This is a genomic window from Methylobacterium sp. Leaf100 (genome assembly GCF_001422845.1).
Classification (GTDB): domain Bacteria; phylum Pseudomonadota; class Alphaproteobacteria; order Rhizobiales; family Beijerinckiaceae; genus Methylobacterium.
Genome location: NZ_LMMW01000062.1, coordinates 57593 through 69933, shown reverse-complemented (window position 1 = coordinate 69933; position 12341 = coordinate 57593). Strand labels below are relative to the sequence as shown.

The following is a 12341-nucleotide window of genomic DNA, read 5'->3' as shown; positions in this document are numbered from 1 at the left end:
CGACGCGCGACACGGCCTCATCGGGCGTAAAGAATTCTCTCGTGGAGGCCTTGCGACTACCGCAAATTGCGGTACATTTAGATCACCGGCGCAAGCCGAGGCCTCCCGGGGCGATCCGGGCCGATGATGGAGCCACCCGATGACCACCACCAAAATCGACCGTTCCGCCCTCCTGAGGAATGCTTGGCGGATCGCCCGCGAAGCCGCGGCCTCCGCCGGCACCGCCGTCCGTGCCGCGCTCGGCGCCGCGTTCCGGCAGGCTTGGGCCGAGGCCCGCATGGTCGCCCAGCCCGTCCAGCAGCAGCAGGCCCAGGCCGTCGCGCCGGCCGACCTCACCACCACCGAGGGCCTCGCCAAGGCCCTCGTCGGCAAGACCGCCTCCCTTGCGCTTGCGGGTGGTGAGGCCCTCTACACCATCGTCTCCGTCGAGCGCTGGACCTCGCCCGACGGCGCGCAGGTCCGCGACTACATCAAGATGGAGACGAGCGGCATGTGGTCTGACGACCGCAAGGGTCCAATCAAACTCTTCATCCTGCGCAAGGGAACCGGACACGGCACGTACACCGAGACGGATGCCGGCGAGGCCTTCTGGGCGTACGGCGGGTTCTGCAACAGCGGCAACAAGCGCTGCAACGCCAACGACATGGTCAAAGACATCCTGGAGAGTATCCGCTCATGACCTGGATGGTCCGACTACGCGCACACGATGGCGGCGAGCTTCTGGAGAGGGCGAGCTACGGCTCGCCCGACGCAGCCATTGACGCCTATCGCCTCCTGCTCGGGCGCGAGGACCTCATCGGGCAACCGGTCGCCGCGGTGTTCAAGCCTCCCCGGGATGCGACCGGCGACGGGAACGCCGCGACGTGGTTCTCGCGGTTCGACAAGCCTCTCGGGGCGGGCCGCATCGGTCCCGACGACCCCCGGCTTGACCCTTGGGCTAACGCATACGATGCGAAAAGCGCAGTGTACTCCCCCGCGCCGGCGTCCAAGCCCAAGGCCGCACCGGACTGGGAAAAGGACGCCCGCCCCCTGTCGGAGTGTCTAAAGGCATGGGCCAAGACACGCGGCGGGCGCGACGCCGCGGCCGACGCCCTGCAGGTCTCACGGTCTACCTTCGACGGCTGGTGCGACGGCCGTGGCGCGGCCCAGGACAGGATGATCCGCAGACTCATGACGCTCACCGACACTACTAGCCGTTGACGACGCGCTACCCTTGAAGAGTAATGATTGTCAGTATAGATAGGACAATACCAGAAGCGGCTTGCCCACAAGCTGCCCGGTACAGCAGGGAACCCCACATGTTGATTATCGACCGAATGGTGGCGATGGTGCGCGCCGGCCCCGGCCCCTCGCCGGAGGAACGGGCTGCGGCCGCTGCCCAGTACCAGGCTGAGGAGAAAGCCAGGCAGGTCCGCCAGGCCGAGGAGCGCCAGGCATTCCTCACGGCCGCCCCCCGGTATGTCCTCCCCGACGGCTCCGCGTGGCGCTCGGCACAGATGCTCGGACGCCTGAGCAACGGCGGTGAGCGCGACCGCGGCCGCCTGTACCATATCGTCTCCGAGGACGGCTGCGGCCCGATGGGCGGGGCCGGGAGCGCGCTGTGCGGTGCCACGCCGGGCCGGCGTTCCGTCGGATGGGGCGACGTCGAAGGCGTCCCTGCGACCTGCCCGCGTTGCCTGAAGCGGGTGGCGTCATGAGGGGCACCACCATCATCATCAGGGGGTACACATGGGGGCAGCGCCTTGGCATGTGGCCCGTCGCGAATGACCATCCCGGCCGGTTCTGCGTTGACGTGATCTACCTGGCCGGCCCCACCCAGGACCTTCTCCCGTGCGCATAACGCTCTACCCCGTCCCGGCTGGGACCCCCGCCGTTGGGCACGCCGTCGGGTACGTCTCGGGCTCGCCGCTCTCCAACCTCGCGGGGGCCGCCCCCCCGGCGGGGCCTTTGCTGTCCTACGATGGCCGGCAGGCCCTGATCGATGGCCAGCCGGTGGATCATGCGGAGATCTCGGAGGCCCTCCACGCCGAGATCGAGCGAGTGGCCAAAAGGGTCTTCGGACCTGATTTCGTGGGGCCCCTGAGCCTGGCCTCGGGCCTAAACGTGCGCTCCCTGGCACGCGGCCGCCTCATCTCCCATGGTCTCCCGGCGCCCCTCCTGGACATGCTCGGCCGGGCGGCCGCAACCGCACACCCGAGGGCCACCGGGTATATGCTCCAAGCAGTCGCGTACCTTTGGGACGAGCACGTCATCTCCCATGGAATGGGCGAGACCGGCCCAGGGCCGCTCTCCGCCCAGGGTCGCGAGGCCCTCGGGCAGCGCTGTGAGGAGATCCTCGACCGTGCGCTCGGGATGGTCGCCACGATGCAGGGGGAGACGGCCGCGGCCCGGGCCCGGACGGCCGCGCTCAAGGCAACGCTCCGTTAACGATTCGTGTGTATGGCTGGCACCCTGAAGCCCTGTCTCTGACAGGGCGTCTGGAGAAACCCGGCCATGACGAAGACCCCCCCTCGGGGTGCGCGCCCCCGTGCGCCTGCCAGCGATCCGTTCGCACCCAATCATCCCCCGTCCGTAGACTGGCTCGATCAGGGCCTGGATTTCCTCGACTGCGACCCGCTCGCGGATACGATCCACTGGTCGACCGGCATCCTGCTCGACCTGCCGGACCTGCCCCCCCCCGTGCGTGCCGCGCTTGAGAAGCTGTCGTCGTGCCGCGTGTCGCTCTCGTCGCTCTCGCATGCTGAGAGCGTGTGCGACGATGCCTCGGAGGACCTCAAGCTGGGGCAGAACGACCGCGACACGTATGCCGATTGGTCGACGAGGTGCGTCTATTACCAAGCTTTTTTGGGCGACCACGTCTGTGCCCTGCGGTGTGCCGTCAGGGTCTGGCAGATCGCCATGGCGGGCGGGCATACCGACCTACGACTGGGAAATCTCCTCCGAACGCATGCCGAGATGATGAGCATCGCCGCGTACTGCGATGGAGAGCAGTGGGCACCCAGGCGCGAGCCCCGGTCGGCCCGCCGCCAGGGGGACGGTTTGACCGCCTTACAGATCATTGCCCGGTCGGTCGTGAAGGTAGAGTGGCCCAACAACGTCAAGCGCGGCCCCGTCCGGGACGACACCGGCTTCGATCCCCGCGATCAAGACGAGGACGATCTGCCGGAGGCAGCGGGCGCCGGGCTCCTCGTCGTGCGCAGCGTCGAGCACCTGCCGGGGTCCGCGAAGGACGGCGCACGTAGCAGCGGCGGGACCACGCCCCGCGCGGAGTGGGCGCCTATCGCGGGGGTGACTCTCCCGCGCCGGCCGGTGCCCGATCTCGCGGCCGCGCGTCGGGATCTCGTCGATCAGTACCCGCACGCGGCATCGCTCATCGAGCGCATCCTGAACCAACTCGTCGGTAGGTCATTCGCCCGGCTTCCACCCATCCTGCTCGTCGGGCCCCCGGGCTCCGGCAAGACGCGACTGGCCACCAGCCTGGCCACCGCGCTGGGCCTCCCAAGCACGGTCTACTCGTGCTCGGGTGTGGCGGACGCCTCGTTCATCGGGACCTCCCGGCAGTGGTCATCCGGCAGGGCCTCGGTGCCGCTTCAGACGATCCGGCAAGAGAGCCTCGCGACGGTGGCGGTGGTCCTCGACGAGATCGAGAAGGCCGGCACCAGCATGACGAACGGCAATCTCCTCGACGGGCTCCTGCCCATGCTGGATCATGCCGAGGACTACAGGGACCCCTACCTGGAGTGCGCGACCGATCTCTCGGGCATCACGTTCCTGGCGACGGCTAACGGGACTAGGGGCATGCCCCGGCCCCTGCTGGACCGCTTCCGAGTTTTCCAGATGCCCGAGCCCACGCTTGCCGACCTACCTGCCCTCGCACGGGGGATCGTGGGGGACGCCCGGCGCGAGAGGGGGACGGATGCGTCGTGGCTCCCGGACCTCGACGGCGACGAGCTCGGGCTCATCGCGGAGCACTGGAGTGGGGGTAGCGTCCGACGTCTCCAGCGTCTCGTCGACACCGTCCTCGCCGGTCGCGAGACCCTCGCGGCCCGGCATTGAAGAGGGTGACGATGACCACGCACGCCCCCGTCTGGGACTACCTCCGCTCGTCCATCCGAGCCCATCGCCTCGCCGGCACGGTCGATCACCGCGTCGGGGTCGTGCTTGATGAGTACGTCGGACATATGGCCCGCTGTGTCGCGACACGCCAGGTCACCTTGTCTGAGGGCCTCGCCGCCGCCAACGCGGCCGTCGTGGCATGCGGCCGCCTCATCCCGATCCCTGAGGATCGCCTTGAAGCGCGATGACAGACGTCTACCGGAATCTGACCCGCGGCTGCTGGTCCGTCCGTGAACGCGGCCGCGTCGTCGCCCACGCCCAAACCGTAACCCTGGCCGACGCCGTGATGGTCGTCCGGCCAGGGTCGCGGGCCCGGGTTATCCCCACCGGCAATCGCGAGGTTCACGCGTGGATCAAGGGCACCCTCGTCCCGCATGCAGGCGTCCCCGCGAGGGCCGTCAGATTCTATTACCGGCCGTTCCTTGCCGGTCATTTCACTGACGAATGCGGTCGGCCCGTCGTGGCGGCCGCCTCAATTTTCTTCGACGAGGACGGCAGGGCATGGCACAGCGAAACCGGTACCCAGGCAGCCGCTTCGACCTGACTGAGCTCGGCGACCGTCCCCTGTTTCACGACTGGATCATACAGCCCGACAACCGGTCCGCGGATGGCACCGTGCTCACCGGGACGGTCTACGGGCATGACAAGTTCCCCGACGGGACGGGCCTAACGACGTCGACCGTCCAGGCTTTCGATGCGGCGGCGGGATGGGCGTACTGCTACTCGACTGGGCTGGTCCGCCTCGGCCGGTGCCAGGACCCGGAGGGATGCGCGAACGTGGACCTTATGTAGCCCAAGCGTTAACGGCCCGGCCGGGGCGGTGGTGGCAAAACGCCTGTCGGGAGGCGGGCGGGCGGCAAAACGCCTGGGCGGACGGCAAATTACCTATTCCGAGGGTCGCTGGCGGCAAAATGCCTGGGCGCCCCCGGGTCGACAGGCCGTTTGGGTCACCTTGATACAGCCCCCCCCGCGCCTCCCGGTTAACGCAAGGCCCGTATCCCGTTCGGGAATTTTTTAGGTCCGGAATGCCGTGACCTGACCGTTATTTTGGACCGAGCCGACTGAGAGGCTACTGTGGCCTGTCCTGGGATCCGTCGAGGGGGCTGGTCAAGGAATGTAATGGGCGACCTCAACAACGAGCCCATGTCTGAACCTGGTTCGCTCATCTGAATGCCCCCTTGCGTTGCAGACCACCCGCGTCCGGCCCACCCGGTAATCGGAGGCATAATGGACATGACCGTGGACCCAGACGTCCGGTCCTTGGTCCAGGATGACGTCAGTCAGGTCGGAAGCATCGCACCACCGTAGGTCCGCGTCGCTCCGTGGAAGGCTCGCCGGGTGCGGGGCGTGATGGGTCACCACCACCGTGGGACCGGGGTGGCTGACGGCCAGGGTGTTCTCGATAAAGCCACGGGTGACCCGGTGCATCGCAAGCACCTCCTCGGGCTTGATGCGATTGCGCGACCTCGGACCCGTGCGGATCCGGCGGTAATCGACCATCCCACCACGCCCCTGGGCGGTCCGGATACCGTGGTTCAGGTTGAACGACCCCAGGCGGAAGTCCGTCCATAGGGTACCGCCGGCGAACCGAACGCCGTCGATGATGACCGCGTCGTCGAGCAGGAGATGGATGCCGAGCGCGTCCGCCCGCTCACGCCCCCGGGTCAACTGGTCGTGAATCGTGTAGCGTTCCTCACCCCGGTCCCACCAAAAATCGTGATTGCCTGGCACGTAGACCACCGGCACGCCGGACAAGTGGTCGCCGAGCCAGTCCAGCGCCCGAACCAGGGGCATGTGCACGTCACCGGCCACGACGGCCACGTCGAAACCACCCGCCGGCGCATGCGCGGCAGGGTCCCAAGCATTCTCCTTCCAGTCCTGATGCAGGTCCGAGAACACCCATAGGCGAAGGCCAGGGGCAGTCATGACCCCGCTCCGTTCGTCGCCAAGCGCGCCAGGATCCGGTCCAACGTCACCGGGGCCCAGTCCCAGCAATCCACGCCGACATCGGCACGCGTCGCCGTGCCCGGGACCGAACCATGGGAATGCCCATGCAGGTGAAGGCCACCCCGGTGGGAGCGAGGGTAGCTCACATGAGGGTAATGGCTCAGCCATATGGAGCGCATCACGCCCGCCGGGTCCGGCAGGGCGATCATCGCCACGTCCCGGACGGGCTCGGCCCAGGGGAGGCGTTCACCGATCCGCTCGTGGTTGCCACGGATCAGGAGCTTGCGACCGTTAAGGCGTAGGAAAATCGCGAGCGCATAAGTCTCGGTGCACCGGTATGCGAAGTCGCCCAGGTGCCAGACCGTGTCATCCGGGTGGACGACGGCGTTCCAACGTTCGACCAGGGTCTCGTCGTGCTCGTGAAGCGAAGCGAACGGTCGCTGGGTCTGCATCCTCGGGCTGAGGATGAGAGCTTGATGGCCAACGTGGCTGTCGGCCGTAAAATGTACCTTTGGCATTTTAGCCTCTCGCAATTGCGGAGGCTTCGCGCGCGGCATCGCTCTCCGGGATTAGTCGGTCGGGGGCGGCGCCATGCGTTTCATCGTTACTATCCTTGAAGCTTCCGCGTGATCGCCTGGCCGGTCCCCGAACGCAAGGGGCGTGAGAAGCTTGTCAGGCCGCGGCGACTATCGGAATCTCGTCGAGGCGGGTCGTGTAACGGGGCGACCGCATCTTGAACTTGGTCGACCATTCGCGGTTCGGGGCGAACCCGGCGGCGCCCGGGACGACGGCGCCTCGTCCGAAGCGGCGATTGCAGGCGTCGAGCGCCTCCATCAGGGCGGCTCCCATCTCGCGGTCGAGTTGGCCCAAGCCCGGCATCGCACGCTGCGATGCGGCCAGCGGCATCAGGTCGGTGGTGACCACCCCGGCCTTGGAATAGCGGAACCCGTCCCGCCTGGTCTTCCGGACGCCGTGGGTGGCGGCCTTCACCAGGGCGAGAGTGTCGCTGGTCGCCTCGGGGAGCGTCACGACGGTCGAGACCGAGCGTTGAGGCCGGTCGCGGTCATGCTCCGAGGTGTGGAAGAAGACCGTCACGTGGTTGGTCGCCAACCCCTCGCGGCGGAGCTTCTCGCCGAGTCTGGAGGCATGGGTGGCGACGGCCTGCTCCATGGTGGCGCGATCCTCGACGCGCTCGGAGAACGACCGGGTGACGGCGCATCCCTTACGGGTGGCGGCTACCGTCTCCAGGTCTAGGCAGGCCATACCCCGCAGCTCGTGGACGAGGCGCTCGCCCACGACTGTCATGGCCTTGCGGGCGACGCGTGGGTCGAAGTCGCGGACATCGGCGGCGCTGTCGCATCCCAGGGCTTCCAGGCGCCGGGCGTTTGCCGGCCCCACACCCCAGATGTCGCCCACCGGGATGCGGATGATCCAGTGGTCGTACTGCTCCGGGTCGGTCAGGTCGCAGACCCCTTCGAGCTCGGGTACCTTCTTGGCGATGTGGTTGGCGAGCTTGGCCAACGTCTTGGTCGACCCGATGCCGACGCAGGTGGGGATGCCCGTCCAGGCCCGTACGGTCGCCCGCATGTCCCTGCATAAGGACGCCCGGTCCTGGTTGCGCACGTCGGAGATGTCGAGAAAACTCTCGTCGATGGAGTAAATCTCGATGCGGGGCGAGAAGTCCCGGTAGACCGCGTTCACCCGGGCCGACATGTCTCCATAAAGGGCGTAGTTCGAGGAGTAGACTTGGACACCCTGCTGCCGGCACATGTCCCGGATCTTGAACCAGGGCTCGCCCATCCGGATGCCGAGCGCCTTGGCCTCGTTGGTCCGGGCAATCGCGCAGCCATCGTTGTTGGACAGCACGATCACCGGCACCTTCGCCAGCCGAGCATCGAAGACCCGCTCGCACGAGCAGTAGAACGAGTTGCCGTCGGAGAGCGCGTAGGCCCGGGCGCTCATTCGCAGCGGCGCTTCGCACAGACGGACCCGGAGACGACGCCCCAGACCTCAATGACAGCGTCGGGGGAGAGTTGGAACTCGGGGAAGCGAGGGTTGGCGAAGTGCAGCGAGATGCGCGGCCCTTGGCGCTTCCAGACCTTGAAGGATCGCTCGCCGTCGATGTCGACAACGACGATGTCGCCGTTGCGCGGGGTGAGCGAGCGGTCGACGACGGCGAGGTCGCCGTCGAACAGGCGGGCTAGGATCATGCTGTCGCCGGCGACCCGGACCAGGAAGGTGGCCGGGCGGTTGACGATCAGTAGGCGCTGGAGGTCGATCTCTTCCTCGATGAAGTCGTCGGCCGGACTCGGGAAGCCGGCCTGGACAGGCTTGGCGAGAAGGGACACCGGCATGGAAAAGCCGATGTTTATGCCAGTGATCTGCATGGTGCTCCTCCAAGAGTCCAGGAACAAAAGCAGAACACGTTTGGCCGGTTCCGTATAGCGGCTACGCTTGGGTGCGAAGCCACAATTCGATGAGGTCCCGCCGATGGTGGAGTGGGGAAAACCCGTCTCCCGCGATAGAGGCGGTTCATGCACCCGCCGTCCGCGAAGGGATGCCACGGACGGTAGGGGTGGACTACGTAGGCAGGGCGCCGTTGATCGCCCGGATCACCTTCTCCGCATTGTCCAGGGTGGCCTCGATGGCGGGGGTCTTTTCGTCCAGAACGGCGGGATTGCGAATAAGCCAGTCCGCCGGCGTGAAGTGATCGAACTCTGGCGTGTCGGGAGGCAGCAGCTTGAAGGCCGCCTCCACCCGCTTGACCAGTCGCACAATACCCCCCGCCTCCTTGTCGAGCTTGGCGGTCGTCAGCACACCGCGGCCCTTCAGGCCGTAGGCTCCGTTGACAATGGCGAGGTAGACTTCCGGGTCGAAGATGTCCTCGACATCCCCCTCTGGCAGGCCGAGCACGTCGGGGTAGTTCATGATGCGGTTCTCGGGGATCGCACCTGCGGCCCGGAGTTGCTCCAGCTTGCGCTTGTCGCCCTGAGCCCTGTCGGACATCACCGCGATGTGCAGCTTCGCGCCCTTGAACAGCGAGACGAACGACTGGATCTTGTCGAGGCCGCCGGCCGGGCAGATCGTCCAGCGCGGATCGAGCGCGATACGCTTGCGGCGCTTCAACTGGGCCGAGAGCGCATTGAGGAAGACGAGGTCGCCGGGCCCCTCGACCAGCAAGGTGTGCTTGCCGATAAACAGGGCCTGGGTCACGTCGTAGCCCAGCGCCGCCTGGAGCGGGAACAGCGTGTCCGGATCGGTCGCCAGGACGTCATCGCGCACCTTGGTGCCCTTCGTCGTCGGGAAGCCGTTCGGCCGCTGTTCGATCTGGTCCTCGACGATGCGCGAGAGCGTCAGGTCGTCGGGTGGAACCATGAACGGCGAATGGGTCGAGAACACCACCTGGTGGTGGGGCACCAGCTTGTCGCCGAAGTACCTCAACAGGTCGGCCTGGGCCTTTCCGTGAAGGGTCAGCCCTGGCTCGTCGAGCAGGAGCACCAGGCTGCCGCCCTGCTTGCTGACCTGGGCGAACTTCACCAGGAACGAGAAGAACCAGATGAAACCGGCGCTCCGCTCCGAGAAGGGGACCGAGACGCGATGCAGGATGTTTTTGACGCGGGCGCGCGCGATCACGCCCTCGTCAAACGGCGCGGGGTCGTTCGGCTCCGCCTTTGTGACCCTGACCTCGATCTCCAGGAACGGGTTCTGGGTCCAGTATTCCCGCAGTTGGTCGGTGATCGCGTTCGACGCGGATTCGCATTTCGCGTTCAGCGACTCGTAGGTCTTCGACTCGCGGATCTCCTCGACCGAGGTCCCGGCGAACTCCAGGAAATCGAGGAAAACCAGCTCGGGGACTTCGAGAGGCTCGCTCGACCTATGCGGGCGGCGACCAAATCGATGGACGCCGCCATCCTCGTCCCTCTCGATGTCGTCGACGCGGATCTGGCCGGCCATGCGGTCGTAGTGCGAGAAGTACATGAAGCTTGGGCAGGCCGAGCGAACGTGGCTCGCAATAGCGTTGAGCACCGATTTGCCTGGCAAGGCTTCCAGGGCATCCAGTAGCGCCTGTTGGGCTGCGGATATTTCCTCCAGGCCCTCCAGGGCCTTCCGGACCGCTGCCGCCGAACCGGAGGCCGCAAAGGCGCGTCGCTCATCCTCGGTTAGCCCATGCCTGTCGGTGAGGAAGGCCATGCAGGCGGCCTCGTCGAGGTGCACGGTCACTCCGATCCCGCCACCGTAGCGCCGGCTGAGGGTCACCTGGGACGACGCGAGGCAGCCGGGCCCGAAAGATGCGGCGAGGTCGTTCATCTCGGCGTCGGACAAGGTCCACCGGGTCGCGATGACCATGGCGTCGTCGTCCGCGTGACGCCTCTCGTATTCGTTCAGGTAACGCCGCGGGTAGTCCCGCTCACGGTCGAACGTGATAGGCGTCGACGCATGAGGTTTCAGGCCGGCGAGCGCGTGAAGCAGTGCCGTCTTGCCTGCCTCGTTCTTGCCGACGAGGCAGGCCATGTCGCCGAGGGTGATCTCGCCGGAATCCTCGACGCTGCGAAAATTCGTGACCCTGAAACTGTCGAGCTTCATCCGAGACCTCGTTGTCCGGTCGGCCTCGGCGGAGGCCTGCATGTGAAAGGATGATGGTTAGGGCGTGCCCGGAGCCGAAGCCTGCGCGGGTGCAGGGGCGGCCGGAGATCCGTCGTTGAAATCCCCGTGGGTGGCCAGCGCCTCCGGTCGGTAGGGGCCCCTGCCGGTGCATTGCGTCACCTCGGCCAACCGGAAGCGCCGGTAGACGGTCTCATGGACAGGCGCCCCGGGCGGCACGTAGCGTGGCTTCACCGCCCAGCCCAGCCTGCCGGCCAATGGCAGGAGCCAGCCGGGGACGATGCCCGCGATGGTGTCGCGCATCCCGGCGACCTCGCAGTGCTGCATGCCGTCGAAGGCCGGGTGCAGGTGCAATCGCCCGGTACCCGTCTTGCCCGGTTCCATCCCGTCGACCAGGAGCGGATACGGAATGGTCGTGGCCTCCTCGACCATCCAGTCCAGCGCGATGTCGGAGAGCCGGCTTTCGACCTCGGGATAACTCCCGCCCACGTCGGAATGGTTGCCTGCGAACCACATCTGGATCAGCGGATCGGGCTCGTCGCCGACCCTTTGGCGAATGGCGTCCTTCTTCGCCCATTCGACACGGGGGAAGTCGGCGCGGGTCTCGTCGATTGCCAGGGCGTGCCGACCGTAGCCGACGTGGCCGCTGAGGAACCTGTCGTAGTTCCCGGACCGCCATTGCGCGAGGTTGAAGCGCGTCTTGCCGTTGACGGGGGAGTTCACGATGAACTTGATGGTGGTAGGAAGCCAGCGCCACAGGACGAAAGCCGCGCCGAGGATCGCGACGACCGCGAACGGCTTCCAGAACCCCGTATGGAATGCAAGGTCGAGCACGACCGACGGCCCGGCGGCGAGCACGGCGGCCAGCGCGAACAGCCCTGCCGCGAGGCCCCAACGCCGTACGCCGACCGATCCGAGGGATGCGACGGTGTCGAACACGCCTACGAAATGAGGAGCCACGTTCGACCTCAGGTCGTCGCCTGACCCGTATCGGTGCCGGAACCGACGCGCCAGCTCCTGGCGCTCCCGGTCGTAGTCGCCCCGAGGGGACCCGGCGCCATACTCGTAGACTCCCATCACCGCCTCGTTGGCGATGTCGCGGGTCGTCTTCCGAAACCGTGGAAGGTAACTGCCGGGGGGTAGTGCCTCGGCCGGCGGCGGGAGCGCGTGCTTCCGGCCTGGAAGCTTCTCCTTCATCCATTGGCCAACCGCCGCCCAAAGGCTTGGGGCCTTGCACTCGCCCCCGGGCGCAATCGTCGGGACGCCACACAGGAAGAGCACGTTTGCCACGCAACGGGCCGTGTAGGCTCCTCGGCTGAAGCCCACGAGGAAGATACGGTCGCCCGGCTCGTAGTGGTCGATGATGAAGGCGTAGCAGTCGGCGATGTTCTTCGTGATGCCGAGGCCCGTCACCGAGGACAGGAGCTTCTGCAGCCTTCGGTAGGCGCTCAGCAACCCGGTGGCTGAGCCGTCGGTCCCCAACCCGGGGTCGTAGAACGCCACCTGATCCTTCGGGTCGATGCCGCTGTCCGGGCCAACCCGGCAGACGCGATAGAGTTTGTAGACGTTGCTGAGGCGCTGCTCCTCGCGCAGCCCGCCCTCCTGGCCGGTCCCGTCCGAAAAGACGACAATGTTCTTCGGCATGCCCATTCCGACCCCACGGGCCGCCCCCCGAA

The 12341-nt window shown here is 66.9% G+C and carries 13 protein-coding genes; 7 read left to right on the top strand and 6 right to left on the bottom strand.

The annotated features are described in order from the left end of the window. Positions 1–139: 139 nt before the first annotated feature. From ASF25_RS20360 to ASF25_RS22355, 7 genes are all read left to right on the top strand, one after another. Positions 140–679, top strand: coding sequence for a hypothetical protein (locus ASF25_RS20360; RefSeq protein ID WP_018044332.1), 540 nt, complete (start codon positions 140–142; stop codon positions 677–679). Further along, positions 676–1200, top strand: a complete 525-nt coding sequence (locus ASF25_RS20355) for a hypothetical protein (RefSeq protein WP_018044331.1) — start codon at positions 676–678, stop codon at positions 1198–1200. The genes ASF25_RS20360 and ASF25_RS20355 overlap by 4 nt, the downstream gene beginning before the upstream one ends. 98 nt (positions 1201–1298) lie before the next feature. Then, positions 1299–1697, top strand: coding sequence for a hypothetical protein (locus ASF25_RS20350; RefSeq protein ID WP_018044330.1), 399 nt, complete (start codon positions 1299–1301; stop codon positions 1695–1697). A gap of 133 nt (positions 1698–1830) precedes the next feature. Continuing rightward, the gene (locus tag ASF25_RS20345) at positions 1831–2427 is read left to right on the top strand and encodes a hypothetical protein (protein ID WP_018044328.1); all 597 of its coding nucleotides are present in this window, start codon (positions 1831–1833) and stop codon (positions 2425–2427) included. Positions 2428–2493: 66 nt separating this feature from the next. Next, positions 2494–4056 (top strand): AAA family ATPase, encoded by a 1563-nt coding sequence (locus tag ASF25_RS20340; protein ID WP_019904521.1) that lies wholly within the window; start codon positions 2494–2496, stop codon positions 4054–4056. Between the two features lie 11 nt (positions 4057–4067). Next, entirely contained in the window at positions 4068–4304 is a 237-nt protein-coding gene (locus ASF25_RS20335; RefSeq protein WP_238206018.1) for a hypothetical protein, read from the top strand. Further along, entirely contained in the window at positions 4301–4660 is a 360-nt protein-coding gene (locus ASF25_RS22355; RefSeq protein ID WP_051439878.1) for a hypothetical protein, read from the top strand. Before ASF25_RS20335 ends, ASF25_RS22355 begins: the two co-directional genes overlap by 4 nt. 563 nt (positions 4661–5223) lie before the next feature. Here the strand turns inward: ASF25_RS22355 and ASF25_RS20325 are convergent. From ASF25_RS20325 to ASF25_RS20300, 6 genes are all read right to left on the bottom strand, one after another. Further along, a complete protein-coding gene (locus ASF25_RS20325; RefSeq protein WP_018044324.1) occupies positions 5224–6042 on the bottom strand; it encodes a metallophosphoesterase in 819 nt (272 codons plus the stop codon). Further along, entirely contained in the window at positions 6039–6581 is a 543-nt protein-coding gene (locus tag ASF25_RS20320) for a metallophosphoesterase (RefSeq protein WP_018044323.1), read from the bottom strand. Before ASF25_RS20320 ends, ASF25_RS20325 begins: the two co-directional genes overlap by 4 nt. A 154-nt stretch (positions 6582–6735) precedes the next feature. Continuing rightward, entirely contained in the window at positions 6736–8025 is a 1290-nt protein-coding gene (locus ASF25_RS20315) for a Y-family DNA polymerase (protein WP_018044322.1), read from the bottom strand. Beyond that, complete coding sequence (locus tag ASF25_RS20310; RefSeq protein ID WP_018044321.1) at positions 8022–8450, bottom strand: S24 family peptidase; 429 nt, start codon at positions 8448–8450, stop codon at positions 8022–8024. The genes ASF25_RS20315 and ASF25_RS20310 overlap by 4 nt, the downstream gene beginning before the upstream one ends. Before the next feature lie 193 nt (positions 8451–8643). Next, positions 8644–10647 (bottom strand): AAA family ATPase, encoded by a 2004-nt coding sequence (locus ASF25_RS20305; RefSeq protein ID WP_018044320.1) that lies wholly within the window; start codon positions 10645–10647, stop codon positions 8644–8646. 57 nt (positions 10648–10704) lie between these two features. Continuing rightward, entirely contained in the window at positions 10705–12309 is a 1605-nt protein-coding gene (locus tag ASF25_RS20300; RefSeq protein ID WP_026176012.1) for a DUF2235 domain-containing protein, read from the bottom strand. Positions 12310–12341 lie beyond the last annotated feature (32 nt).

Coding starts and splice junctions, on each gene's coding strand:
- ASF25_RS20350 (WP_018044330.1), top strand. CDS start 1,299: ATGTTGATTATCGACCGAATGGTGGCGATGGTGCGCGCCGGCCCCGGC.
- ASF25_RS20340 (WP_019904521.1), top strand. CDS start 2,494: ATGACGAAGACCCCCCCTCGGGGTGCGCGCCCCCGTGCGCCTGCCAGC.
- ASF25_RS20335 (WP_238206018.1), top strand. CDS start 4,068: ATGACCACGCACGCCCCCGTCTGGGACTACCTCCGCTCGTCCATCCGA.
- ASF25_RS20310 (WP_018044321.1), bottom strand. CDS start 8,450: ATGCAGATCACTGGCATAAACATCGGCTTTTCCATGCCGGTGTCCCTT.
- ASF25_RS20325 (WP_018044324.1), bottom strand. CDS start 6,042: ATGACTGCCCCTGGCCTTCGCCTATGGGTGTTCTCGGACCTGCATCAG.
- ASF25_RS20355 (WP_018044331.1), top strand. CDS start 676: ATGACCTGGATGGTCCGACTACGCGCACACGATGGCGGCGAGCTTCTG.
- ASF25_RS20305 (WP_018044320.1), bottom strand. CDS start 10,647: ATGAAGCTCGACAGTTTCAGGGTCACGAATTTTCGCAGCGTCGAGGAT.
- ASF25_RS20360 (WP_018044332.1), top strand. CDS start 140: ATGACCACCACCAAAATCGACCGTTCCGCCCTCCTGAGGAATGCTTGG.
- ASF25_RS20300 (WP_026176012.1), bottom strand. CDS start 12,309: ATGCCGAAGAACATTGTCGTCTTTTCGGACGGGACCGGCCAGGAGGGC.
- ASF25_RS20315 (WP_018044322.1), bottom strand. CDS start 8,025: ATGAGCGCCCGGGCCTACGCGCTCTCCGACGGCAACTCGTTCTACTGC.
- ASF25_RS22355 (WP_051439878.1), top strand. CDS start 4,301: ATGACAGACGTCTACCGGAATCTGACCCGCGGCTGCTGGTCCGTCCGT.
- ASF25_RS20320 (WP_018044323.1), bottom strand. CDS start 6,581: ATGCCAAAGGTACATTTTACGGCCGACAGCCACGTTGGCCATCAAGCT.